At 66.3% G+C, this 25569-nt stretch carries 23 protein-coding genes and 1 tRNA gene; 16 read left to right on the forward strand and 8 right to left on the reverse strand.

Annotated elements, in window-relative coordinates:
* On the reverse strand, positions 1-1149 hold a 1149-nt coding region (locus AC1DJT_RS14430; RefSeq protein WP_476834292.1), incomplete at its 3' end, for a sodium:proton antiporter.
* A 154-nt stretch (positions 1150-1303) separates the two neighbouring features.
* On the opposite strand from AC1DJT_RS14430, the gene AC1DJT_RS14435 reads away from it, so the two are divergent.
* The 3 genes from AC1DJT_RS14435 (at position 1304) to hrpB (ending at position 5218) form a co-directional block, all read left to right on the forward strand.
* Positions 1304-1783, forward strand: a complete 480-nt coding sequence (locus AC1DJT_RS14435) for a hypothetical protein (RefSeq protein ID WP_441505062.1) — start codon at positions 1304-1306, stop codon at positions 1781-1783.
* A 92-nt stretch (positions 1784-1875) separates the two neighbouring features.
* The gene (locus AC1DJT_RS14440) at positions 1876-2664 is read left to right on the forward strand and encodes a class II glutamine amidotransferase (protein ID WP_441505061.1); all 789 of its coding nucleotides are present in this window, start codon (positions 1876-1878) and stop codon (positions 2662-2664) included.
* A 46-nt stretch (positions 2665-2710) separates the two neighbouring features.
* Positions 2711-5218, forward strand: a complete 2508-nt coding sequence (hrpB, locus tag AC1DJT_RS14445; RefSeq protein ID WP_476767758.1) for an ATP-dependent helicase HrpB — start codon at positions 2711-2713, stop codon at positions 5216-5218.
* Between the two features lie 7 nt (positions 5219-5225).
* Here hrpB and AC1DJT_RS14450 read toward each other — a convergent pair whose 3' ends face one another.
* The 3 genes from AC1DJT_RS14450 to aroA form a co-directional block, all read right to left on the reverse strand.
* Positions 5226-6038: a DUF1194 domain-containing protein gene (locus tag AC1DJT_RS14450; protein ID WP_441505059.1), complete on the reverse strand. Its 813-nt coding sequence runs from the start codon at positions 6036-6038 to the stop codon at positions 5226-5228.
* A 77-nt stretch (positions 6039-6115) separates the two neighbouring features.
* Positions 6116-6742: a (d)CMP kinase gene (gene cmk, locus AC1DJT_RS14455; RefSeq protein ID WP_441505121.1), complete on the reverse strand. Its 627-nt coding sequence runs from the start codon at positions 6740-6742 to the stop codon at positions 6116-6118.
* Positions 6743-6765: 23 nt separating this feature from the next.
* Positions 6766-8106: a 3-phosphoshikimate 1-carboxyvinyltransferase gene (gene aroA / locus AC1DJT_RS14460; RefSeq protein ID WP_441491977.1), complete on the reverse strand. Its 1341-nt coding sequence runs from the start codon at positions 8104-8106 to the stop codon at positions 6766-6768.
* A 166-nt stretch (positions 8107-8272) separates the two neighbouring features.
* Here aroA and AC1DJT_RS14465 point away from each other — a divergent pair, with 166 nt between their 5' ends.
* The 13 genes from AC1DJT_RS14465 to AC1DJT_RS14525 all read left to right on the forward strand — a co-directional run bounded on the left by AC1DJT_RS14465 (position 8273) and on the right by AC1DJT_RS14525 (position 21964).
* Positions 8273-8671 carry a TIGR02300 family protein gene (locus AC1DJT_RS14465; RefSeq protein ID WP_113515648.1) on the forward strand — a complete coding sequence of 133 codons (399 nt, stop codon included), beginning with the start codon at positions 8273-8275 and terminating at the stop codon, positions 8669-8671.
* Between the two features lie 169 nt (positions 8672-8840).
* Positions 8841-8916, forward strand: a tRNA-Ala gene (locus tag AC1DJT_RS14470).
* 291 nt (positions 8917-9207) lie between these two features.
* On the forward strand, positions 9208-10188 hold the full coding sequence (locus tag AC1DJT_RS14475) for a LysR substrate-binding domain-containing protein (protein WP_476767759.1): 981 nt from the start codon (positions 9208-9210) through the stop codon (positions 10186-10188).
* Positions 10189-10286: 98 nt separating this feature from the next.
* Positions 10287-10895, forward strand: coding sequence for a malonic semialdehyde reductase (locus AC1DJT_RS14480; protein ID WP_441491975.1), 609 nt, complete (start codon positions 10287-10289; stop codon positions 10893-10895).
* A gap of 14 nt (positions 10896-10909) precedes the next feature.
* Positions 10910-11815 (forward strand): NAD(P)-dependent oxidoreductase, encoded by a 906-nt coding sequence (locus AC1DJT_RS14485; protein ID WP_476767760.1) that lies wholly within the window; start codon positions 10910-10912, stop codon positions 11813-11815.
* A 135-nt stretch (positions 11816-11950) separates the two neighbouring features.
* The gene (locus AC1DJT_RS14490) at positions 11951-13465 is read left to right on the forward strand and encodes an aldehyde dehydrogenase family protein (protein WP_476767761.1); all 1515 of its coding nucleotides are present in this window, start codon (positions 11951-11953) and stop codon (positions 13463-13465) included.
* A gap of 67 nt (positions 13466-13532) precedes the next feature.
* Positions 13533-14504: a Bug family tripartite tricarboxylate transporter substrate binding protein gene (locus AC1DJT_RS14495; protein WP_441505054.1), complete on the forward strand. Its 972-nt coding sequence runs from the start codon at positions 13533-13535 to the stop codon at positions 14502-14504.
* 88 nt (positions 14505-14592) lie between these two features.
* Entirely contained in the window at positions 14593-15051 is a 459-nt protein-coding gene (locus AC1DJT_RS14500; protein ID WP_476767762.1) for a tripartite tricarboxylate transporter TctB family protein, read from the forward strand.
* Positions 15052-15058: 7 nt separating this feature from the next.
* Positions 15059-16558 carry a tripartite tricarboxylate transporter permease gene (locus AC1DJT_RS14505; RefSeq protein WP_441491970.1) on the forward strand — a complete coding sequence of 500 codons (1500 nt, stop codon included), beginning with the start codon at positions 15059-15061 and terminating at the stop codon, positions 16556-16558.
* Positions 16559-16577: 19 nt separating this feature from the next.
* Positions 16578-18347 carry a thiamine pyrophosphate-binding protein gene (locus AC1DJT_RS14510; RefSeq protein ID WP_476767764.1) on the forward strand — a complete coding sequence of 590 codons (1770 nt, stop codon included), beginning with the start codon at positions 16578-16580 and terminating at the stop codon, positions 18345-18347.
* Complete coding sequence (locus AC1DJT_RS14515; protein ID WP_441505051.1) at positions 18344-19333, forward strand: ABC transporter substrate-binding protein; 990 nt, start codon at positions 18344-18346, stop codon at positions 19331-19333. The genes AC1DJT_RS14510 and AC1DJT_RS14515 overlap by 4 nt, the downstream gene beginning before the upstream one ends.
* A gap of 236 nt (positions 19334-19569) precedes the next feature.
* On the forward strand, positions 19570-20427 hold the full coding sequence (locus AC1DJT_RS14520) for a LysR family transcriptional regulator (RefSeq protein ID WP_441505050.1): 858 nt from the start codon (positions 19570-19572) through the stop codon (positions 20425-20427).
* Positions 20428-20467: 40 nt separating this feature from the next.
* Positions 20468-21964: an amidohydrolase family protein gene (locus AC1DJT_RS14525; RefSeq protein ID WP_476767765.1), complete on the forward strand. Its 1497-nt coding sequence runs from the start codon at positions 20468-20470 to the stop codon at positions 21962-21964.
* Between the two features lie 100 nt (positions 21965-22064).
* Here the strand turns inward: AC1DJT_RS14525 and AC1DJT_RS14530 are convergent, their stop codons facing one another.
* From AC1DJT_RS14530 to AC1DJT_RS14545, 4 genes are all read right to left on the reverse strand, one after another.
* A complete protein-coding gene (locus AC1DJT_RS14530; protein WP_113515643.1) occupies positions 22065-22400 on the reverse strand; it encodes a cytochrome C oxidase subunit IV family protein in 336 nt (111 codons plus the stop codon).
* 7 nt (positions 22401-22407) lie between these two features.
* Positions 22408-23130, reverse strand: a complete 723-nt coding sequence (locus AC1DJT_RS14535) for a heme-copper oxidase subunit III family protein (RefSeq protein WP_441491964.1) — start codon at positions 23128-23130, stop codon at positions 22408-22410.
* 12 nt (positions 23131-23142) lie between these two features.
* The gene (locus tag AC1DJT_RS14540; protein ID WP_441505048.1) at positions 23143-23862 is read right to left on the reverse strand and encodes a cytochrome c oxidase subunit 3; all 720 of its coding nucleotides are present in this window, start codon (positions 23860-23862) and stop codon (positions 23143-23145) included.
* A 13-nt stretch (positions 23863-23875) separates the two neighbouring features.
* On the reverse strand, positions 23876-25569 hold a 1694-nt coding region (locus tag AC1DJT_RS14545; protein WP_476834293.1), incomplete at its 5' end, for a cbb3-type cytochrome c oxidase subunit I.

A 25569-nucleotide genomic window follows, 5' to 3' on the forward strand; every position in this document is an offset into this window, starting at 1 on the left:
GTCGAGGAAGGACGAGAGGATGCCGGTCAGCCAGAAATAGGCGACGTTGTTCGGCGTTCCGTCCGCATGCGTCACCAGCGCGACGAGCGGTGCGAACGCCCCGTCCTTGCCGGCCTGCAGCATCGCCAGCACCGGGATGATGCAGACGAAGATGCCGGCAAAGAGCTTGGCGACCTCCTTGATGGGCCCCCAGCTGAATTCATTGCCGGCCCGCACGGGCTTCGGCGTCAGTACCAGCGAGAGACCCGCGAGGCCGAGCAGGATCGCGTCGCGCACCAGATTCTGCAGCTCGACATGAACGCCATGGATGTCGAAGACAGTGCCGGGCTTCCAGTTCGCCGACATCAGGATGGCGAGGATGACGCCGCCGAGCAGGGCGATATTGACCTTGCCGAAGAGCCTGATGGCACGGTCCGGCGTCGGATCCTTGAGGGCTGGAGCCCCCTTTTCCTTGCTGAAGAAATAGCTGTCGAGCGCGAAGAACAGTGCCAGCAGCACAGCGACCGCAAAGCTGGTTTCCGGCAGGAGGTGCTGGGTCGTCCAGAAGAAGCTGACGCCGCGCAGGAAGCCGAGAAAGAGTGGCGGATCTCCGAGCGGTGTCAGGGAGCCGCCGATATTCGAGACCAGGAAGATGAAGAACACGACGACATGGACGTTGTGGCGGCGGTCGTCATTGGCGCGTAGCAGCGGCCGGATCATGATGATCGAGGCGCCCGTCGTGCCGACCACGCTCGCCATCGCGGTCCCGATCGCCAGCAGAGCCGTATTGGTCGCTGGCGTACCGCGCAGATTCCCGGTGATCAGGATGCCGCCGGCAATGGTGAAGAGCGCGAAGAGCAGGATGATGAAGGGGATATATTCGAGCAGCGCGGTGTGAAGCAGTGATCCGAGCGCCGGATCGAAGCCACGGAAGAGGACCAGAGGCACCAGCACGAGCGCTGCCCAGAAGGCTGCGAACTTGCCGTAATTGAGCTCCCAGACATGCGGAAACAGGATCGGTCCGAGGGCGATCGAGAGCAGCATGCCGGCAAAGGGAAGAGCCCAGGCCGCACCGAGCGTCGCCCCGCCGATATCGCCCGCCGCGAACGCGAGGCTGGGAACCAGGCACAGCGCCAAGGCTGCACCCGCAAGCGAAATCACTGACTTCAAGGACCCGCTCCCCCAATCCCGATATCGAGCGGTTTCCGTCATCGCCCGGTTGTGTTGTCGCGTAAAGCCTGATCGGAGGGCTAGCAACCTCACGGCGAAATGGCATAGCTGCGCAATCCTGCCGATAGGGCGTGATTCAGATGGGGCCTCGACGATGCAACCGGCTTTCTCCGCACTGTTCGGCCTGGGCCTTCTGGCGGCGTCTTCAGCTTCGGCCTTCGCCCAGGTCGCGGTCGAGGAGATCAAGGCCCAGCTCTTCCTCGAGCGCACCGGCAGGCTCTCGGAGAATCTGGTCGGGACGAAGAAGGCGCTCCACAATGCAGTGATCGGCGAGGGCGAAGCCGGCGAGCCGGCCGATGCGCTGCTGGTGACGCTTTCCTTCACCGGCGCGAAGAACACCAAATCCTCGGACAAGATCGCGCGCGACCTCGCCTCGCTCACCGTCAGGCAGAAGGCGAAGACCGGCGAGAGGATCCTGCTCAGGCGCGTCTATGGCGGGTTCCTCTTCGGCGAAGAGGGGCGCATCCACAAGGCCTTCCTGCTCGACAGCGCCACCTGCTCTCCGCTTGAGATCGAGGTGAAGGTCGGTCGGAGCCGCAAGGAAGCGAAGCTGGATTTCTCCTGCAGCGAGTAGGGTGCGGGGAAGATTTGTTATGTCACGGTTCATTCTCGTGGAATAATCTCCTCAATGCGGCGTCCCGCCCGCAGCCTGATTCGGGACCGACCATGTGCCGTTTCCTCGCCTATTCTGGCGTTCCGGTCTTTCTTGAGGATTTCGTCGCCTCGCCCTGCCATTCGCTGATTCACCAGTCGCTCCATGCCGAGGAGAGCAAGACCGGCACGAATGGCGACGGGTTTGGCGTCGGCTGGTATGGCGAGAAGCCGGAGCCCGGGCAGTATCGCGAGGTCCGTCCGGCCTGGTCCGACGAGAACCTGCTCTCGATCGCCCGTCAGGTGCGCTCGCATCTCTTCTTCGCCCATGTGCGCGCTGCGACCGGTACGGCGACGACGCGGGCCAATTGCCATCCCTTCGTCCATGGCCGGCATCTCTTCATGCATAACGGCCAGATCGGCGGCTACGCCCTGATCCGCCGCAAGCTCGAGAGCCTGATTCCCGATTCGCTCTATGCCGCCCGTGTCGGCACGACGGATTCGGAGGCGATCTTCCTGCTGGCGCTCGCCCGCATGGCGGACGGCTATTCGCCCGGCGAGGCGTTGGCCTGGACCTTGGGGGAGGCGCTGGCCCTGATGCAGGCGGCCGGCATTCGCGAGCCCTTGCGCTGCGCCGCCGCGCTCGCCGATGGCGAGACGATCCACGCCGTGCGCTGGTCTTCCGATACGCGGCCGCCGACGCTCTATATCTGCAACCGCAGCGACAGCATCGTCGTCGCGTCCGAGCCGGTCGATGCCGCGCGCGACTGCTGGCAGGCGCTCGGATGCAATTCGATGGTGTCTGTAAAATCAGGCGCGATCACGGTCAGCCCCTTCGAGGTCGGGCTTCGGCGGGCAGCCTGAGCCCGCCATCGCTTGCGTCCGCGCGCCGGCTGCGTCACATCGCGCCATGCGCGATTTCGATACCCCGCTTCCGATCGATGCCGTCCTGGGCGATCTCGCCGCGGCGCTCCGTGCCGGCCCGAATGCGGTGCTGGTCGCTCCTCCCGGCGCCGGCAAGACCACGCGTGTCCCGCTCGCCCTCCTCGACGAGCCCTGGGCGGCTGGCGGCAAGCTGATCATCCTCGAACCGCGCCGGCTCGCGGCTCGCGGTGCTGCCGGCCGCATGGCGCAGACGCTGGGGGAGCGCGTTGGCGACACGGTTGGCCTGCGTGTCCGGCTCGGATCGAAGATCGGGCCGAAGACGCGGATCGAGGTCGTCACCGAGGGGGTCTTCGCCCGGATGATCCTCGACGACCCGGCACTCGACGGCATCGCCGCCGTGCTCTTTGACGAATTCCACGAACGCTCGCTCGATGCCGATTTCGGCCTCGCCCTCGCGCTCGACGCGCAAGGCGGACTGCGCGAGGACCTGCGCATCCTGGTGATGTCGGCCACGCTGGACGGAGCGCGGGTCGCAAAGCTGCTCGGCGCCGCGCCGGTCATCGAATCGCAGGGCCGGGCCTATCCTGTCGAGACACGCTATCGCGGCCGGGATCCGCTGAAGCGGATCGAGGACCAGGTCACCGAGGCCGTGCAGCAGGCCCTGAACGAGCAACCGGGCTCGCTCCTCGTCTTCCTGCCGGGACAGGGTGAGATCAGGCGGGTCGAGGAGCGGCTGCGCGAACGGCTGCGCGATCCCGCGGTCGAGATCGCGCCGCTCTATGGCGCGCTCGATCAGGCCGAGCAGGATCGCGCCGTGCTGCCGGCACCGGCCGGACGTCGCAAGATCGTGCTGGCGACCTCGATCGCCGAGACCTCGCTCACCATCGAGGGGGTGCGCGTGGTGGTCGATTCGGGCCGCGCGCGCGTCCCCGTCTACGAGCCCGATATCGGCGTGACCCGGCTCGAGACCCGCCGGGTCAGCCGCGCTGCGGCCGACCAGCGCCGCGGCCGCGCCGGCCGCACCGAACCGGGCGTGTGCTACCGCCTCTGGGAGGAGGCTGGTACTGGCGCCCTGGAAGCCTTCGCCCGGCCTGAAATCCTCTCTGCGGATCTCGCGCCGCTGCTGCTTGATTGCGCCGCCTGGGGCGTCGCCGATCCGACATCGCTCGCCTTTCTCGACCAGCCGCCGGCGCCTGCCCTGAAGGAGGCGCGGGCGCTGCTGCTCAATCTTGGCGCACTCGCCGATGACGGCCGCATCACCGCCGATGGCCGGGCCTTGCAGGCATTGCCGCTGCCGCCGCGCCTCGCGCGCATGGTCGTCGTTGCCGCGCGCTTCGGTCAGGCCAGGGCGGCGGCGGAACTGGCGGCGCTGCTGGTCGAGCGGGGGCTCGGCGGGGATGCGACGGATCTCGCCGAGCGGGCCGAGCGCTTCGGGCGGGAGCGCGGTGGTCGTGCCGCCGATATGCGCCGCCTCGCGGAGGGCTGGGCCCGGTTGGCGGAGAAGGCGAGCCCGCCCGGGTGCGACGCGACGGGATCCATCGGCTTCCTGCTCGCGCTCGCCTATCCCGATCGAATCGCCAGGCTACGCGCAGCGGGCTCGGGCCAGTATCTCCTGGCCAATGGCCGCGGTGCGGCGCTTGAGCCGGCGCAGCGCCTCGCCCGCGAGCCCTGGATCGTCGTGGCCGACATGACGGGCATAGCGCAACAGGCCCGAATCCTTGGGGGTGCCGCAATCGGTGAAGACGAAGTCCTGCGTCAGGCCGCCGAAGGCCTGGCGTCCTTCGGCCTGGAGGAGCGGACGGAAACGATCTTCGACCGCAATGCCCGCGCCCTGCGTGCGCGTGCGGTCAAGCGCTATGGCGCCATCAGCCTGTCGGAACGCCCGCTTGCAGTCGAGGCAACGTCGGAGAACGCTGCGATCCTGGCGATTGGTGTGGCGACGCTGGGCGTCGGGTTGCTGCCATGGACGAAGGCACAGCAGCAATTGCGGGAGCGGACCGCCTTCCTGCGTCAGGCCGGAGTCGGCACAGAAAGCGAAAATCCCTGGCCCGACCTGTCCGATGCCGGGCTCGCAGCCGAGCCGGAACTCTGGCTTGCGCCCCATATCGAGGGGCGAACCTCGCTCGCTGCGATTGCGCCGGCCGACCTCGACGCGGCACTGGCCAGCCTGCTGCCCTGGGATCTGAAACGCCGGCTCGATGCCGAGGCGCCGACGCATTTCGCTGCACCGACCGGCTCCCGTCTCGCAGTGGACTATGCGGCCGAGGCAGGGCCGACGATCTCGGTGCGCGTGCAGGAGCTTTACGGGCTTGCCCAGCACCCCTCGCTCGCGGCCGGCCGCGTGCCGCTCGTCCTGGAGTTGCTGTCGCCGGCGCATCGGCCGATCCAGGTCACCCGCGACCTGCCGGGTTTCTGGCGCGGCTCCTGGGCCGCGGTGAAGGCCGACATGAAGGGCCGCTATCCCCGCCATCTCTGGCCGGACGATCCAGCCGCAGCGCTGCCGACGACGCGAGCGAAGCCCCGCGGCACCTGAGGCCGCCTCAATTCCCCATCCGGTCGCGCCACTGTCTCTCACCCGAGAGGCAGGACACGCGCGGCTCCTTCGCCTGCGCCTTCTGGATGGTGGCCTCGGCAGCCGGGGCCTCGGCAATCTCGCGCACAAGCTTGGTCCGGGTCGCATCGACGAACTGGTGACGTTCGCGGATCGGGATCACGAAGGCGCCGACGCCGGTGACGACACAGTCTTCGTAATAGACGTCGAGATTGTCGATATCGAAATAGCTCGCCTGCTTCAGCATCACCGGCAGGCCGTTGATGCTGATGCCCTTGTCGCGGGCATCGTCGCGCGCCGCGGTAACGGGGCGCCCGTCATTGTTGGCGCCGTCGCCCGAGATGTCGATCACGCGGCGCATCGCTGTGACATTGGCCTGATCGAGCAACTGCATGCCGAGATCGATCGCGCCCGAAATCGACGTCCGCCGGCCGCGCCGTGTCTGAGCCTCGCCCAGCTCCTCGGCAAAGGCGATGGCCGATTGTGGCGTGTCGATGACCGTCCAGGGCTTGACGATATGCTGGAAATTGCCGCCGGCCCATTCGAAATAGGTCACGGCGATCTTGCCGAGCGCGCCTTTGGCGATGGCGTCGTGCAGCTGTTTCGAGCGAAAGGCCTCGATATAGCCGCCGCGCTGCAGCGCGAGCTCGTCGAGATCCATCGAGTAGGAAATGTCGACCGCCAGCACGAGGGCGAGATCGACCTCGTCGGGCGGGGCGGCCGCCGGCTGCGCATTCGGCGCCGTGCCCGTCCAGAAGCCGGCCGCCGCAAGACTCAAGAGACCGAACAGCCCATGCCGCATCGCCACCTCCGCCATCAGGGCGCGGCGGAAGTGTGCACCTCGTTTCGGCTCTCGCCAAGAATGATTTATCGGCAGGCTCAGCCCGCGCGGCGGGCATCCACGATGGCGATCGCGGCCGCGACCGCCTCCTCGACCGTGAGCGCCGAGGTGTCGAGGATATCCGCGTCCTCAGCTGCCTTCAGCGGGGCATCGCTGCGGCCGGAATCGCGGGCATCGCGACGCCTGATATCGGCCAGAATGCCCTCGAAGGAGGCAAGCTCGCCGCGTCCGGCCAATTCCTTGTGGCGCCGGGCCGCCCGCACCTCCGGCGTCGCGGTGACGAAGAGCTTGGCCGGAGCCTCGGGGCAGATCACCGTGCCGATATCGCGCCCGTCGAGAACGGCCCCGCCCGGCTGCCCGGCGAAGCGGCGCTGACGGTCGATCAGCCCCTTGCGGACCGCCGGCATCGCCGCAACGACCGATGCGGCCTCGCCGATCTCGCGGCCACGCAGGCTGTCCTCGGCGAAGGCCTTTTCATCGAACGTCGAGACGATCGCTGCAGCGGCCTCGTCATCGTGGATATCCTTGCCCACGTCCCGCATCGCGCGGGCCACCATGCGATAGAGCAGGCCGGTATCGAGATAGGGCAGGCCGTAATGGGCCGCGAGCCGCCGCGCCAGCGTACCCTTGCCCGAGGCGGCAGGACCATCCACGGCGATGACCAGGCGCTTGCGCATCGCGGCAGGGCTCATGCGATCTCAGCGCCCAGCCCGTTCATCAGGCTGATGAAGGTCGGGAAACTGGTCGCGATCATCGCACCGTCATCGACCTGCATCGGTTTCTGCGTCGCCAGCCCCATGACGAGGAAGCTCATGGCGATGCGGTGATCGAGATGGGTTGCGGCCGTGCCGCCCCCCGTGACCTTGCCGTTTCCGCCCTCGACGACGAGGTCGTCGCCTTCGATCCGGCAGGTCACGCCCGCGGCCTTCAGCCCGGCCTCGACAGCGGCGAGCCGGTCCGATTCCTTGACGCGCAGCTCCTGAAGCCCCCGCATCCGGGTCGTGCCGCTGGCAAAGGACGCGGCGACCGCGAGGACCGGATACTCGTCGATCATCGATGGCGCGCGCTCCGGCGGCACCTCGACGCCCGTGAGGGCGCCGGAGCGGACGCGCAGCGTCGCTACCGTCTCGCCGCCCTCATTGGCTTCGCTCTCGACCGTGATGTCGGCCCCCATCTCGCGCAGCGTGGTCAGCAGCCCGCTGCGGAGCGGATTGGTCATGACGCTCTCGATCAGGATGTCGGAGCCCGGCACGATCAGCGCTGCGACCAGCGGGAAGGCGGCGGAGGACGGGTCGGCGGGCACCACGATCGGCGCCGCCTGCAATTCGGGCTGGCCCGTCAGCACGATACGGCGGCCATGGGCCCCCTCGGGGGTCACCCGCACCTCGGCACCGAAATGCGCCAGCATCTTTTCGGTATGGTCGCGCGTCGCTTCGGTCTCGATCACCGTGGTCTCGCCCGGGGCGGCGAGGCCGGCGAGCAGCACGGCCGACTTGATCTGCGCCGAGGCGACGGGTGTGCGATAGGTGATCGGCAGCGCCTCCTTCGGCCCGCGGATCGTCAATGGCACGCGCCCGCCCTCTTCCTGCGACAGGATGGTGGCGCCCATCAGTTCGAGCGGATCGAGGATACGCCGCATCGGCCGTTTCCTGAGCGAGGCGTCGCCGTCGAAGGTGGTGGTGATCGGGTGCGCGCCGCAAACGCCCATCATCAGGCGAGAGCCGGTGCCGGCATTGCCGAAATCGAGCAGGCCGGCCGGCTCCCTCAACCCGCCGACGCCGACGCCCTGTACGCGCCAGGCGCCGGGGCCGTCATGATGCACGATGGCGCCCAGCGCCCGGGCCGCGTCGGCTGTGCGCAGCACGTCCTCGCCTTCGAGCAGTCCGGTGACCTTGGTCTCGCCGATGGCGAGCAAGCCGAAGATCATCGCGCGATGCGAGATCGACTTGTCGCCGGGAACCCGGACACGGCCGGAGAGCGGGCCGGAGGCCCGGGCGGTGACGGGAGTTGGGTGCTGCGCGTGGGCCACGTCGATCGTCTCTGGCTGCTTGATCTTGGACGCTGGCTGCCTAGCATGGCCACCCGTCGCGCGCCACGCGCGAGACGCGAATCAAATCAGCATTTGACAGGGCCGGCCGGCACGACTAACGGACGCGCCTGCTTTTCAAAACATGAATGAATGAAGGTCCGACGCAGTGGCGAAACCGGAACTTGGTACCAAGCGCGTTTGCCCGACCACGGGACGCAAATTCTACGACCTGAACAAGGACCCGATCGTCTCGCCCTATACGGGGCAGGCTTTCCCGCGTTCGATGTTCGAGCCGCAGGCCAAAGCGGCGGCGGTTGTCGCCAAGGAAGCGGATGACGAGGACGAGACCGAGGCCGCTGACGGCGCGGTCGAGCTTGTCTCTCTCGATGAGGCCGATGCCGAAACGAGCGAGAAGGACGCGGTTGTCACCAGCGAGGACGACATCGAGGTCGAGGACGACATCGCTGCCGAGGAAGACGACACGTTCCTGGAAGAGGACGAGGAAGGCGACGATGACGTCTCCGATCTGATCGATGGCGACATCGAGGGTGACGAGGACGTCTGAGGACAAAAAATATTTCTGCGATATAGGTGCTTGTGTCTTCTGCCGAGCCCGCCTATAGAGCCCTCCGTCGCGACAGTGACGACGCGGACATCGCCGGGCTTCGAAGTTGAAGCCACTCCTGCGGTGTCCGGGAATTTGCCGGTTGACCCCCAAATCAATCGGCCAGCGTGGGGCCATAGCTCAGTTGGGAGAGCGCTTGAATGGCATTCAAGAGGTCGGCGGTTCGATTCCGCCTGGCTCCACCAAATTTTCCGATCCGGATCACGAACTCACCGAGAGTAGACAGGTCGCATCTGCGGCCTTGATCGCCGGCCGCCGCGCTCGGCCCCAAGCTTTCTCAGAGTCCGCCGAACAGATCGTTCCTGAGAATCAGCTTCGCGGTCGCCCGACCATGCCGGCAATCTCAGCCCGAAGGCCCGACTCTCCGAAGAACCATCGATTCGCTGGTATGCGTCGGTGAGATCATTGATTCCCCCAATTTGTCATTGCCCCCTCAGTAGGGCAAAGGGCTTGCCTGCAATGGGGAGAGGCAGGCCATGCGATCGCAGATCAATGCGCGCCTGAAGCTGCGGCAGATCGAGATCGCCATTGCCGTGGCCGAGCAGGGCAGTTTCCTGGCCGCGGCCCACGCGCTCAGCATCACGCAGCCCGCAGTGTCGAAGGCGGTGCAGGATGTCGAGCTGATCGTCGGCCATCCCATCTTCGACCGGATGGCCCGCGGCGTGATGATCAATCCCTTCGGCCGTGCCGTTGTCGAGCGTGGCCGGGCCATGCTGTCGCTGGTCGAGCGACTCACGGACGATATCGGGCTGATCGAGCAGGGGCAGGCCGGCACGCTCGTCATCGGCGCCCTGCCGACTGCGGCGACGAGCGTGCTGCCGCCGACGCTCGGCCGGCTGCGCGCCTCCAATCCCGAGTTGAACATCAGGCTGGTGCAGGGGCGCACGGCGGAGCTGATGCCGCAGCTGGAGAGTGGCAAGCTCGATCTGATCGTCGGGCGGCTCTACGAGCTCGAAACCGCCCATGATGTTCACCGCGAGACGATCTATCACGAGCCGATCTCGGTCCTGGCACGGGCCGGTCATCCCTTGCTCGACCGCCCCGGCAGCGCGGGAGCGGAGCTCGGGAGGTTCGGCCTCGTACTGCCTTCGCTGGAACAGCGCCTCGGTCAGGAGATCGATGCGGTGATCGCCTATTCCGGATTGGAGATGCTGGCCGCGCCGCTGCGTTCGACCTCGATTTCCTTCATCCGCGAGCTCGTTCTGTCGAACGACTATGTCACCATCCTTCCGCGGTTGATGCTCGCCGGCGATCTCGGCCGCGGTGCCGTCAGGATATTGCCCGTTCCCATGGTCTCAGGCAGCCGGCCGGCCGGAATCATCACATTGCGCCATCGTCGACGGTCGCCGAGCGTCGGGGCCCTGCTGGCGGCGCTGCGAGACCATCTGCGCGAATTGCGGGCGACCGGCCTCCTCGACGAGGACGGCGCCTCGCCGGATATGCTCACCGGCATCTGATATTCCCGGCACTTATAGCTCTTGTGAACCAGCACATGAAGACGCGACGGGCATCCTGCGGATAGCGTTCCGGCGTCTCATCCGCAGGTTCGCAGCTCATGCTTCAACAGACGACAAGACAATGCGTATCCGAGCATTGCCTGGACATTCTCTTCCGCGAGGCGCGAACCTATTACGGTTGGCTGCCGAAGGCGGTGAGCGACGCGCAGCTGCGCGAGCTCTACGAACTCGCGCGGATGCCGCCGACGAGCAGCAATATCAGCCCCCAGCGCATCGTCTTCGTCGTCTCGCAAGAGGCCAAGGAGCGGCTGCGGCCCGGGCTGAAACCCGGCAATGTAGACAAGACCATGGCGGCGCCGGTGACTGCGATCCTCGGCATCGACAGCCGCTTCTTCGATCATCTGGAGCGCCTGGCGCCGCATGCGGTCGACAAGCGCGCGGGCTATCTCGCGGATCCCGACCTTGCTGCCCGGGCGGCCTTTCGCAACGCGACCCTGCAGGGCGCCTACCTGCTGATGGCGGCGCGTGCGCTGGGGCTCGATTGCGGCCCGATGTCCGGGGTCCTGCATGATGTCGTGGACGCCGAATTCTTTCCAGGCGGTGAGGTCAGGTCCAATTTCCTGATCAATATCGGTCATGGCGACCCGGCGAGCGTCAGGCCGCGCGCCGCGCGGTTCGACTTCGACGATATCTGCCAGATTCTCTGATCGCGGAGGGCATCATGCTGCAAACCGTTTCTCCGCGCACCAACCCGCCGCGACTCTGCTTCATCGGCTTCGGCGAGGCCGGACAGGCCTTCGCCGGCGGCCTGCTCGAAGCCGGCATCGTCGAGATCGCCGCCTTCGACACCGCGGGTACGCAGGAGCGCGTCCGCAAGCCGGCAGAGCATCTGGGCGTCCGCCTCGCCGACAGCCTCGAGGCCGCGCTGGCCGGTGCCGATTTCGTATTCTCGGCCGTCACCGCAGCCGACAGTCTCGACGCCGCCCGCCAGGTTGCGCCGCATCTTGTATCCGGCCAGGTCTTCGTCGACGTCAATTCGGTCTCGCCCGGCCGCAAGCGCGAGGCGGCCGCAGCCTTTGCTTCGCCTGGTGCCTATCTCGATCTCGCGATCATGGCGCCGGTTCACCCCAAGCGCCACGCCACACCTTGCCTGGTCGCCGGCGGGGCGGCCGAGCGCTTCATCGCGATCTTCGGTGGCTTCGGCATGGAACTCGGGCCGGCGGGTCCGCAGATCGGCTCGGCAACGATCATCAAGATGATCCGCAGCGTCATGGTCAAGGGGCTGGAGGCGTTGACCTATGAGTGTTTCATGGCGGCGCGTGTCGCCGGAATCGACCCGGTGATCCTCGACTCCCTCGGGCGCAGCTATCCTGGCCTCGATTGGCCAAAAGTCGTTCCCTACAATGTCAGCCGTATGCTGCAGCATGGCGTCCGGCGTGCCGCCGAAATGCGCGAGGTCGCGCTGACGCTTCGCGAGCTTGGCATCGAGCCGGCCGTCACAGAGGGCGTCGTCCTCCAGCAGGAACGACTCGGGCGCCTGCCGTTGCAGGCCGAGCCCGAAGACGGCTTCGCGATGCTCGATGCCGTACGCGCCGCACTCTCCGGGCAGAAGCCGGAGCCCTCATAGTCGCGAAAGTTATAGCTGAAGCCCGAAACACCGCGAAGACCGCTCCGGGCGAAGCCGATACCCAATAAGCAAGCAAGAAAATGCGCCGGCGCAGCAAGCCGGCGCGACCGGCCTCGCCGGAAGGGGAGACAGACGATGGACCAGGACATGCGCGACCCGATCGCGCCAGCAACTGCAAGCGCATCGCCCGATGTCTTGCCGCGGAACCGGAACCTCTACATCAACGGCAGCTGGCGCGAGGCGGCCGAGACCGGCGGTCTCGAACTGACCAGCCCGGCGACGGGCGCGTCGCTCGGCTTCGTCGCGCAGGCTGGAAGCCGTGATGTCGATGCCGCGGTCCGGGCCGCTGGCGCCGCCTATCGCGGCTGGCGGAACGTCGCCCCGGCCGAGCGCGCCAAGATCCTCAGGCGAATCGCCCAGATCGTCCGCGACAACGCGCGGGAACTCGCGCTCATCGACGCAATCGACGGCGGCAATCCGGTCCACGAGATGCTCGGGGACGTTGCCAACGCCGCCTCTCAGCTTGATTTCTTCGCCGGCCTCGTCACCGAGATGAAGGGCCAATCGGTGCCGCTCGGCCGGGAATCGGTCAATTTCTCGGTGCGCGAGCCGCGCGGCGTCATCGGCCGCATCATCCCGTTCAACCACCCGTTCATGTTCTGTGCCGCCAAGTCGGCTGCGCCGCTCGCGGCTGGCAACACCGTCATCGTCAAGCCGCCGGACCAGGCGCCGCTGAGCGCGCTGCGCTTTGCCGAGCTGATCGACGGGGTGCTGCCTCCCGGCGTCTTCAACGTACTCCCAGGCGGTCGCGAGGCCGGAGCGGCGCTTGCCGCCCATCCAGGCGTCGCGATGATCTCGCTCATCGGCAGCGTCCAGGCCGGGCGCGCCGTCATGAAGGCCGGTGCCGATACCATCAAGCCGGTCCTGCTCGAACTCGGCGGCAAGAATGCGCTGATCGCGCTTGCCGATGCCGATCCCGACGAGGTCGCGGCCGCCGTGGTCGCCGGCATGAACTTCATCTGGTGCGGCCAGTCCTGCGGCTCGACCAGCCGGGCCTTCATCCACGAGGCAATCCACGACGCGGTCGTGGCGCGTATCGCCGAGCGTGTGAAGCAATTCCGCCCCGGCGATCCGACCGATCCGGCGACCACGATGGGCGCCATCATCAGCCGTGCCCAGCTGGACAAGGTGATGGGCTTCATCGCGGACACCAAGGCGGAGGGCGCGAGCCTGCTTTGTGGTGGCGGCCGCCCGCTCGATCCGGCGCTCGCCAACGGCAATTTCGTCGAGCCCACCGTGTTTACCGAGGTGACGCCTGCGATGCGGCTGGCGCGCGAGGAGGTCTTCGGACCGGTTCTTGCGGTCTTCCGCTGGTCGGACGAGGCAAGCATGCTCGAGACCGTCAACAGCGTCGAATACGGGCTGACCTGCTCGATCTGGACCAATGACGTCCGCAACGCGCACCGTCTCGCCGGCGAGGTCGAGGCCGGCTTTGTCTGGATCAACGAGGTCTCGCGGCATTTCCTCGGCACACCCTTCGGGGGCTACAAGCAATCAGGTCTGGGTCGCGAGGAATGCCTCGAAGAACTGCTCAGCTACACCCAAGAAAAGCACATCCACGTCAACCTGAAGCGGCCGGCAAGAAGCTGACAGGAGCGATCGGAAAGACCGCGTGACTGCTCGCGGGTCATAAAAATACATAAACGGAGGGAGAAACATGCGTAGTCTCACTGGCGCTGCCGCCCGTCTCGTCGGAGCCGGCATCGCGCTCTCGGCTTCTGCCGGCCTCGCCTCGGCGCAGGCGCCGGCCTACCCGTCCGACCGCATCAACATGACGGTCGCCTTTGCCGCCGGTGGCTTCGTCGATACCTTCGCACGCATTGTCGGCCAGAAGCTCAACGAGAAATGGGGCAAGGCGGTCACCGTCGAGAACAAGGCCGGCGCCGGCGGCAATACGGCCGCTGCAATCGTCGCGCATGCAAAGCCCGACGGGCTGACGCTGCTCGTCACCTCGACGGCGATCGCCATCAACGAGACGCTCTACAAGAAGCGCGACTACGCGCTCGATCAGCTCATCCCGGTTGCCATTGCGGTTTCGTCGCCGGAGACGATCGCGACGCATCCATCGAAGCCCGGCAATCTGAAGGACTATCTCGCCTGGGCCAAGAAGGAGGAGATCACCTTCGCCAGCGCCGGTGTCGGCTCGGGCTCGCATCTGGCGACCGAGTACTTCCTGAAACGCCTCGCCATGCAGCCGGCCTCGCATATTCCCTTCCGCGGCGGCGCGCTCTCGGTGCAGGCGGCACTCGGCAACCAGGTCGACATGGTTGCATCGTCCTTCGGCATCATCCCGCAGGTCGCGGAGGGTAAGCTCAAGGGACTGGCCGTTGCGAGCGAGACGCGTGTCGCGGCGATGCCCGATGTTCCGACCTACACCGAGTCCGGATTCCCCTTCGTCGCCGAATCCTGGGTCGCCGTGCTCGCCCCGGCCAAGACGCCGCCGGCCATTGTCGAGCAGCTCAACGCCGCGATCAACGAGATCGTCAGCGAGCCGCAGACGCGGGAGAAGCTCCTGGGCATGGGCTACCAACTCCATGTCCGCTCGGCTCCCCAGGTCGCGACCTATCTGAAGGCTGAGGTCGCCAAATGGGGCGAGATGGTGCGCACCGTCGGCGTGACCGTCGAATGACGCCGAGCCGGCCGCAACGCGCCGCCTCCCAAGCCAGGGCGAAAATGTCATGAGCCAGTCCGAGCCTCTCCCCCGGTGGAAACGCGCCGTGCGTTCTCCGCAGAATCTGGTCTCCGGCCTGATCCTCATCGCAGCGGCGACCGTCGTCGTGTTGATGCTCGGCAATCTCGCGCAGGGCACGCTGCGCGTCATCGGCCCGGCCATGGTGCCGCGCTGGACGGCGATCGCGATCGGCATCGGCGGTGCTGTCCTCGTCGTGCTGAGTTTCATCGAGGATGGCGACGCGCTCGAACGCTGGCATCTGCGCGGGCCGGCCTTCGTACTGGCCGGAATCGTGCTCTTCGCCGCGACGATCCGTGAGCCCGGCTTCATCGTCGCGGCGCCGCTTGCCATGCTCGTCGCCGGCTTCGGCTCGCGTGAGGTCAGGCCGCGCGAGCTCATTGTCTTTGCGCTGGCGATGACGGTCGCCTGTGCCCTTCTGTTCCGCTTCGCGCTTAACCAGCCGATCCCGATGCTGGTGCTCCCGTCGTTCTCGATCAACTTCTGAGGCGCGCATGGAACTCCTGCAGAATCTCGGCCACGGCCTCGGCATCGCGCTGTCGCCGACCAATATCCTGCTCTGCTTTGCCGGCTGCATGCTGGGGACGCTGATCGGCGTCCTGCCTGGGATCGGGCCGATCGCGACCATCGCTATCCTGCTCCCGCTGACCTTCGGGCTCGATCCTACCGCCGCGCTGATCATGCTGGCCGGCATCTATTACGGCGCCCAGTATGGCGGCTCCACCGCCTCGATCCTGCTCAATATCCCCGGCGAGTCGAGCGCTGTCGTCACCGCAATCGACGGCCATGAGATGGCGCGCCAAGGCCGAGCGGGCATTGCGCTTGGGATCTCGGCGATAGGCTCCTTCGTCGCCGGCACGATTGCGACACTGGTGATTGCCGCCCTCGCCGCGCCGTTGGCCAGCATCGCGCTGATCTTCGGGCCAGCGGAGTATTTTGCGCTCATGCTGATGGGGCTCGCATTCGCAGTCCTGCTAGCGCGCGGATCCGTGCTCAAGGCCGTGGTGATGATCCTGGTGGGCGTGCTGCTCTCGACTGTCGGGCCAGACCTGACAACCGGCCAGCTGCGCCTCACCTTCGGAGCGACCTGGCTCGCCGACGGTATCGAGATCGCCCTGCTCGGCATGGGGCTGTTCGGCATCGCCGAGGTTTTTCGCAGCCTCGAGCATGGCGAGTCACGGCAGGTACGCCAGACCCATATCGGCCGGCTGCTGCCTGGCCCCGAGGAATTGCGCGCTTCGGCCAAGCCGATCCTGCGCGGAACCCTGCTCGGCTCGATCCTCGGCATCCTGCCGGGCAACGGTGCCGTGCTCGCGCCCTACGCCTCCTACACGCTCGAGAAGAAGCTGGCCCGCGATCCGCGCCGGTTCGGCCGCGGCGCGATCGAGGGCGTCGCCGGGCCGGAATCGGCCAATAATGCCGGAGCTCAGACCTCCTTCATTCCGCTGCTGACGCTCGGTATCCCGCCCAATGCGGTGATGGCCCTGATGGTCGGCGCAATGACGATCCACGGCATCGTGCCTGGCCCGCAGATCATGACCAAGATGCCCGACCTGTTCTGGGGGCTGATCGCCTCGATGTGGGTCGGCAACCTGATGCTGCTGGTCATCAATCTGCCGGCGGTCGGGCTCTGGGTGAAACTGCTGAAAGTGCCGTATCGCCTGATGTTCGTCGGCATCGTCATTTTCTGCTGCATCGGCGTCTACTCGATCAACAACGAGCCGGCCGACATCCTGATCATGGGAGCGCTGGCCGTGTTCGGCTACGGCCTCACCAAGTTCGGCTTCGAGCCGGCGCCGCTGACCCTCGGCTTCGTGCTCGGACGCATGATGGAGGAAAACCTCCGTCAGGCACTGATGATCTCGCGCGGCAACCCCATGACCTTCGTCGAGCGGCCGATCGCCGCCATCCTCATCCTGATCGCGTTCGCCATGCTCACCGTCGCCATCCTACCGGCGATCCGTAAGGGCCGCGACGAGGTCTTCAGCGAATAAGCGCGACAGCCAGATGGACATGACCATGCAGACCGAGGGGGGCGCCGTGGCGCCGGCGACCGAAAGATGGGGCAGCGACGTCGTTGCCGAGACGATCAGGGCGCTGGGCTACAGATATGTCGCACTGGTTCCAGGCGCGAGCTTCCGGGGCCTGCATGACAGCCTGGTGAACCACCTCGGCAACCATGACCCGGCGATGATCATCTGCCTGCACGAGGAACACGCGGTGGCGATCGCCGACGGATTCTCGCGGGTGGCGCAGGAGCCGATGGCCGTCATCCTGCATTCCAATGTCGGGCTGATGCATGCGACGATGACGATCTTCAACGCCTGGTGCGATCGCCGGCCGATGCTGATCCTCGGAGCCACGGGCCCGGTCGACGCGCATCGCCGCCGGCCCTGGATCGACTGGATCCACACTGCGCGCGACCAGGGCGCGCTGGTCCGGCATTACACCAAATGGGACGACCAGCCGGCCTCGGCCGAGGCCGCGGTCGAATCCGTGCTGCGCGCCGACCAGATCGCGCGGACCGCTCCGACCGGCCCGGTCTATGTCTGCCTCGACGCCGAGATGCAGGAAAGCCGGCTCGACCGCGCGGTAAGGGTTCCCGATATCCGCCGCTTTGCGCCGCCGCGGCCGGCCGCGGCTCCCGCCGAGGACATCGCTCGGACCCTGGACATCCTGCGCAATGCGCGTGCGCCCCTGCTCCTGATCGGCCGGGTCTCGCGCCATGCCGGCGATTGGCAACGCCGTATCGCATTGGCCGAGCGGCTGGGGGCGACGGTTTTGACGACCACGCATAATGCGTCAGGCTTTCCGACCGAGCACCGGCTTCATGCGCTGGCCCCGGTCGGCGAGCGCCCGAACGACGCCGAGCAGCACTTGCTGCGCGAGGCCGATGCCATCGTCAGCCTCGACTGGCACGATCTGGCCGGCTTCCTCAGCGCCCGTTGCGGTGCCTCGCAGACGCAGGAGCCGCTGACGGCCGCGATCGTCCACTGCTCGCTCGACGGCCATGTCGCCAATGGCTGGAGCATGGACCATCAGGCATTGCCGGCCTGCGATGTCAGGATCGCGGCCGATCCGGATCGCTTCGTCAGCCAGTTGCTGGAGGCTGTCGGCACGGATTGGCAACCGGCGCCGTCACTGGTGTCCGAAGGCAGCCACTGGACGCAGACAGCCTCGGAGGGCCCGGACCGTACCGCGCCCTTCAACGCCGAACAGATGGCCTTCACGATCTCTGCCTTCGCGCGCGATCGGGAGGTGACGTTCGCCCGTCTCTCCTTCGGCTGGCCGCGCAGCGCCTGCCGGTTCCGCACGCCACTGGATTTTCTCGGCAAGGATGGCGGCGGCGCCGTCGGCACAGGGCCTGGCCACACGATCGGCGCCGCGATTGCGCTGAAGGGCAGCGGCCGGATGACGATTGGAGTCATCGGCGACGGCGATTACCTGATGGGCGTGAACGCACTCTGGACAGCCGCGCATCAGCGCGTGCCGATGCTGCTCGTCGTCGCCAATAACCGGTCCTATTTCAACGACGAGGTCCATCAGGAGCGCATGGCACGCCAGCGCGGCCGGCCGGTCGAGAACAAGTGGATCGGCCAGCGGCTGGATGACCCGGCGCCCGACATCATCGGGCTGGCGCGCGCGCAGGGTTTCGAAGGGGCTGTTTCGGTCCGTAGCGTCGACGAGCTGCTCGCCGAGCTGGAGCGGGGCGCTGCCGTTGTCGCGGCCGGCGGTCGCTACATCATCGATGCGCTGATCATCCCCGGCTATTCCGACCGATGAACGGGCCCCTGGGAGTGGACACGCGGCTCACCGTCGGCTGCGGCGCCTATGACCGGACCTGGCCGCTGATCGCGGGCATGTTCCGGCCGAAGGGCTATACGCTCAATTGGTCGGTGCTCCCGCCGGAGGAGGTCTTCCTGCGCGGCATGCTTGGAGGCGAGTTCGACATAACCGAGATGTCGCTCTCGACCTACCTCCTGCTGCGCTCGCGCGGCACCTGTCGCTATCTGGGGCTGCCGCTGTTCGTTTCGCGCAAATTTCGCCACAGCGCGCTCTATGTCCGCAGCGATTCCGGGATCGAGCGGCCGGAGGATTTCGCCGGCCGGCGCGTCGGCGTCCCGGAATATCAGCTCACGGCCAATGTCTGGGTGCGCGGCCTCCTCGCCGACGAATATGGCGTGCGGCCGGAAGCAGTCCATTGGATCATCGGCGGCATCGATGCGCCCGGTCGCGAGGAGAAGGTGCCGGTCACCCTGCCCGCCCGGTTCGAGACGACGCGGCTGCCCGCCGGCGAGACGCTCTGGCAGTGGCTGCTCGAGGGCAAGCTCGATGCCATCATCGCGCCGCGCGCGCCGAAGGCCTTCGCCGACGGGCATCCGGCGATCCGGCGGTTGTTTCCGGATGTTCCGGCGGCTGAGAGGGCCTATTTCCGAAAGACCGGCCTGTTCCCGCCGATGCATCTGATCGGCATCCGTTCCGACATCGCCGATCGCCATCCCGACCTGGCTGCGTCGCTGACCGTGGCCTTCGAGCAGGCCAAGGCCTTCGCCGCCAACGAGCTGCATCAGTTTGCCTATGACACGGCGATGCTGCCCTGGCAGGAGGCGGCGCTGCGCCAGACCGAAGAGGTCATGGGCAAGGATTACTGGCCCTATGGGATCGAGCCCAACCGCACGGCGATCGAGGCCATGGCCCGCTATTCCCGGGAACAGGGGCTTACCGACAGATGTCTCTCGATCCCGGAGATCTTTCCGAATCACTGCTGAGGGGACCCTCAGTGGCGCCAAGCACCAACGCCGCTCCGTCTGGCCGACAGGCGCAGTGAGCGAAGGCCAGTGCCGGGCAGATTGCCGCGCGCAGCTCAAGGACGGGATTCAGCGGCTGCTGAGTCCGACGCCAACGCGCGGATATTCGCCCGCGAAGGCTTGCTTCGCCTTGGCCATGACCACCCGCACCGCCTAGTATCGGGCAAATCGGCTCATGAAATGCTGGCGGCGGGTGCATGAATCGCTATCCGATGTTCAACCCGCAGCTGCTGCTCAGCTTCGTCGCGGTCTGCGAGAGCCAAAGCTTCACCCGCGCCGCCGACCGCGTGTCCCTGTCGCAGTCCACCGTCAGCCAGCAGGTCAGGCGCCTGGAGGAGATGCTGGGCAAGCCGCTCTTCGAGCGCTCCTCGCATCAGGTCGAGCTGACCGAGGAGGGTGGGCGGCTGCTGAGCTATGCACGGCGCATCATCGCCCTGAACGAGGAGGCGCATGACGCCTTGACCGGCTTCTGGCGCGACGGCGTGCTGCGGCTGGGCATGCCGGAGGATTTTACGGTCCCCACCGTCGACCTGCTGGCGGCATTCAGCCGTGAGCAGCCGCATCTGAGGCTGGACGTCACCAGCGGCCTCAGCGCCGATCTGCGCAGCGCCTATGAGCGCGAAGAGCTGGACCTGATCCTGGTCAAGCAGCGCCGCCGTCAGCCGCCGCGCGCGGCCAGGCTCGAACCGCTGCTATGGCTGGACAGCCAGGCGCACCCGGCCATCGAACGCTCGCCGGTGCCGCTGGCGGTGTTCCCGCTCAACGGTCTCTATCGCGAGGAGCTCTGCCAGGCGCTGGACAGCCTCGGCATTCGCTGGCGTGTAAGCTACAGCAGCGCCAGCCTGGCTGCCCTCGCTGCCGCCTCCGCCGCCGGGCTGGGCGTGACGCTGCTGCCGGCCGGCTGCCGGCTGCCCGACCACCGAACGCTGGGCGCGGCAGAAGGACTGCCGGAGGTGAACGATTTCGAGCTGGCGTTGTATTACCGCGACAACGCGCCTGCTGCGGCCATCGTACTGGCGGAAAGACTGGCCGAATTCTGCCGGCTGGAGCGATGAGTGGCCGGATTGCGCTGATGCGTGATCCCGACCGGCTTCATTGCCAAATCGAATAGTCAGCATTGGCAAATATCGCTGCCAACCCGGGCGGCCCATTCGTAATCTAGGGGCTGAAAAGACCAACCCCTGGGTTAAGGAAACGAACGTGGAAAGTGTCCATCAACACAGCCGCAGGAGCTTTCTCAGTCAGACTGGAAAACTCACCACCGCCTGCGCGGTCATCGGCTTGGCCAGCGGTGCTGCAAAGGCAGCACCGGCCAGCGCCGGCCGCCCGTCCGAGGCCGGCGCGAGCACGCTGACCGATCGGCATTACTACCTGAGCGACGTGCGGCTTGAAGAAGGCTTCGCGTATGATGGCGACACGGTCATCGGCACCCGCACCGCGCTCCACACGCTTGAGATCAAGGACGGCAAGATCGCCGCGCTGCACCCGGCAAACACCGCTCCGCCCGCCGGCGTGCCGCGCTATCAGGCGCATGGCCAGCTCATGCTGCCGGCGATGCGCGACATGCACATTCACCTGGACAAGACCTTCTACGGTGGCCCGTGGCAGGCGCCGCGACCGCGCCAGGGCAAGACCATCATGGACATGATCGCGCTGGAACAGACTCTGCTCCCCAAGCTGTTGCCGACCTCGCAACAGCGCGCCGAGCAGCTGATTGCCCTGCTGCAGTCCAAGGGCACGACCGTGGCGCGCAGCCATTGCAACATCGACCCGGTCAGCGGGCTGAAGAGCCTGGAGCACCTGCAGCGCGCGCTGGAGAATCACCGCAGCGATTTCAGCTGCGAGATCGTCGCCTTCCCGCAGCACGGCCTGCTGCATTCCCAGGTCGACGGCCTGATGCGCGAAGCCATGCAGATGGGCGTGCACTATGTCGGCGGCCTGGACCCGACCAATGTCGACGGTTCGATGCAGAAATCGCTCGACGCGATGTTCCAGATCGCTCTCGATACCGGCAAAGGCGTCGATATCCACCTGCATGAGACCAATCCGGCCGGTGTGGCCGCGATCAACCACATGATCGATACGGTGGAGAAGAATCCGGCACTGCGCGGCAAGGTGACCATCAGCCACGCCTTCGCGCTCACCACGCTCCCTCCGGACGCTCTGGCCGAAACCGCCTCCCGTCTGGCGGCGCAGCAGATGACCATCGCCTCGACGGTACCGATCGGCGGCCTGATGATGCCGCTGCCTCGGTTGAGCGAAGCAGGCGTCTTCGTGATGACCGGGACCGACAGCGTGATCGATCACTGGTCGCCGTTCGGTTGCGCCGACATGCTGGAAAAAGCCAACCTGTATGCTCAGCTCTACCGGGGCAGCGATGAGTTCCGGTTGTCGCGTGCCATGGCGATTGCCACCGGCGGGGTGCTGCCCTTGGATAATGGCGGCAATCGCGTCTGGCCAAGGGCCGGCGATGACGCAGCCTTCACGCTGGTCGGCGCCAGTTGCTCCGCCGAGGCGGTCGCCCGCCTGCCCGCACGCAGCGCCACGTTCCATCGCGGGCGCATGGTCTATGGCAGCGTCGGCAACGCCTGATAGCGGTGCGTCCTCGCCCTCCTGACCGCCTGCCCCGGGGCCGTCGGGAGGGGAGGCCGCTTGCTTGGTCGTGGCGTAGCGCGCCGGGCGGTCGGGCACGTCATCCCGTCGCGAAGAATGCCAGCCGGTTGAAGAGCGTGTAGTGCGCTTCGAAGACCATGATCGCGACGAAGACCATCAACGCCGCAGGCGGCAGCAGGATCGCGTAGGCGAGCGCAAGGCGCTCCCAGGCCATGTGCATGAAGACTGCGACGATCAACCCTGCTTTCAGCGCCATGAAGAGCAGGATCAGCGACCAGCGCAGATAGCCCACGAGGCCGAAGTAATCGACCATGTAGGAGCAGGCACTGAGGATGAAGAGCCAGGCCCAGACGACGAGATAGAGCCGGATGGGGTGCTGCTGCGTATCGCCGTGCGGAGTGTTTGATTGAGCCATGGCGACCTCACCAGAGATAGAACAGCGCGAAGATGAAGACCCAGACGAGATCGACGAAGTGCCAGTACAGGCCGGTGATCTCGACGATCTCGTAGCGGCCCTTCCGGCTCGTGAAGAACCCGCGGCGCTCCTGGTCGAAATCGCCGCGCCAGACCTTGCGCGCGATGATCAGCAGGAAGATCACGCCGATCGTGACATGGGTGCCGTGGAAGCCGGTGATCATGAAGAAACTCGATCCGAACTGCTCGGCGCCCCAGGGATTGCCCCAGGGACGGACCCCTTCCGCGATCAGCTTCGACCATTCGAAGGCCTGCATGCCGACGAAGGTTGCGCCGAGCAGTGCGGTCAGCAGCATCAGGATCGCCGTCTTCCGGCGGTCGCGCCGGTAGCCGAAATTGACGGCCATCGCCATGGTGCCGCTGCTGCTGATCAGCACGAAGGTCATGATGGCGATCAGGATCAGCGGCAGGTGGTGGCCGCCGATCTCAAGCGCGAAGACCTCGCTCGGATTGGGCCAGGGCACGACTGTCGACATCCTGACCGTCATGTAGGAGATCAGGAAGGTGCCGAAGATGAAGGTGTCGCTGAGCAGGAAGATCCACATCATGGCCTTCCCCCAGGAGGCCGTCCTGAACGCTCGCTGATCCGCGGACCAGTCCGCCTCGACACCGCTCCAGCCGGTGAGACCTATGCTTTCGGGCTTCAGGGCGGTTGGCGATAGCTCGTTCATCGGTCGCGCCTCCTAGCTCAGCAATCCGCGACAAATCTCGATCAGGTCGTCGGTCCAGCGCATCAGCAGGCTGAAGAGAATGAGCCAGACCAGCAGCAGGAAATGCCAGTAGATCGCGCAGAGCTCGACGCTGAGGCGCAAGGCGCCCGATGCCTGGGGGGTACTCTCGGTCGGCGCGAAAGACCGGGCCGTCGTCCGCCCCAGCGCCACGAGACCTCCAAGCATGTGCAGGCCGTGGATTGCGGTGACCAGATAGAAGAAGGCGCTCGCCGGGTTCGCCGCGCTGAAATAGCCGGCAGCCGCGAGTTCGCGCCAGGCCAGCACCTGTCCGGCGAGGAAGGCCAGCGAGCAGACCCCTGCAGCCAGCAGTCCGGAGCGGATGCTCGACGGTTCGTCGCACCGCGCGGCGATCACCGCCGAATGCAGGGCGACACTCGCAAGCATGAGCAGCCCGGTGTTGAACCAGAGCACGATCGGCATCGGCAGAGAGCGCCAGTCCGTCATGCTCATGCGCATTGAATAGGCGCTGATCAGGAGCGCGAAGAGCGAGCCGGCGAGGGCGAGGAAGGCGCCGAGGCCGAGCTTCGCGATCAGGAGGGATCGCGTCCCCGCATCTCCGGCCTCGTCGATGACCCCGACTTCGAGCCAGGGCTTGGCTGTCAGCCGCTGATGCGACAGCCACCATCCGGCGAGCGTTGCCATCAGGACCATGAACAGGAGGATGACGACCACGATGCTGCCCTCCTCACGCCGTTTGCGGATCGGGAGGCTGGTTCTGCGGCAGGAAATCCTCTGCGGCGCCGGGCACGCTGTAGTCATAGGCCCAGCGATAGACCACGGGCAGCGTCTTGCCCCAGTTGCCATGGGCCGGCGGTGTCTCGGGCGTCTGCCATTCCAGCGTGGTCGCGCGCCAGGGGTTGCCGCCAGCTGGCCGGCCTCGCTTCAGGCTCCAGGCGAGATTGAAGACGAAGACGAGCTGGGCGGCGCCGACGATCAGGGCGACGATGGTGATGAAGCCGTTCAGCGTCGCCGTCGATGCCGGAACGAAGGCCATGTCGCCGATCTCGTGATAGCGGCGCGGCACGCCCATCAGGCCGATATAGTGCATCGGGAAGAAGATCAGGTAGGCGCCGAGGAAGGTGACCCAGAAATGCAGTTTTCCGAGGGTGGTATCGAGCATCCGCCCGGTGACCTTGGGATACCAGTGATAGATCGCGCCGAAGATGACGAGGATCGGAGCGACACCCATCACCATGTGGAAATGCGCGACGACGAACATCGTGTCCGAGAGCGGCACGTCGACGACGACATTGCCGAGGAACAGCCCGGTCAAACCGCCATTGACGAAAGTGACGATGAAGCCGAGCGCGAACAGCATGGGTAAGGTGAAATGGATGTCGCCGCGCCAGAGCGTCAGCACCCAGTTATAGACCTTGATGGCGGTCGGGATGGCGATGATCAGCGTCGTGGTCGCGAAGAAGAACCCGAAACTGGGATGCATGCCGCTGACATACATGTGGTGCGCCCAGACGACGAAGCTGAGCGCGCCGATCCCCACCAGCGCCCAGACCATCATGCGATAGCCGAAGATGTTCTTGCGCGCATGGGTGCTGATCAGGTCGGAGACGATCCCGAAGGCCGGCAATGCGACGATGTAGACTTCAGGGTGCCCGAAGAACCAGAACAGATGCTGGAACAGGATCGGGCTGCCGCCGCGATAGGGGAGCTGTTCTCCCAGAGCCACGATGGACGGCATGAAGAAGCTCGTTCCGATCAGCCGGTCGAGCAGCATCATCACCGCCCCGACGAAGAGAGCCGGGAAGGCCAGAAGCGCCATCACGGTCGCGGTGAAGATGCCCCAGATGGTGAGTGGCATGCGCATCAGCGTCATGCCCTTCGCCCGGCCTTGCAGCACGGTCACGACATAGTTCAGCCCACCCATGGTGAAGCCGATGATGAAGAGGATCAGCGAGACCAGCATCACGATGATGCCCCAGGGCTGCCCGGGCGTGTTGGGGAGGATCGCCTGCGGCGGATAGAGGGTCCAGCCGGCTCCGGTCGCTCCGCCCGGCACGAAGAAACCGGCGACGAGCACCAGCACGGCAAGCAGATAGATCCAGTAGCTCAGCATGTTGACATAGGGAAAGACCATGTCGCGCGCGCCGAGCATCAGCGGGATCAGGTAGTTGCCGAAGCCGCCGAGGAACAGCGCGGTCAGCAGGTAGATCACCATGATCATGCCGTGCATGGTGATGAGCTGGTAGTAGCGCTCCGGGTCGATGAAGGAGACGAGGCCAGGGAAGCCGAGCTGCAGCCGCATCAGCCAGGACAGGACGAGGGCGACGAGGCCGATCGCCAGCGCCGTCAACGAGTACTGGATCGCGATGATCTTGGCGTCCTGGGAGAAGACATATTTCGTGACCCAGCTTCTCGGATGAT

The sequence above is a fragment of the Allobosea sp. 05T422_2 genome (genome assembly GCF_056396265.1).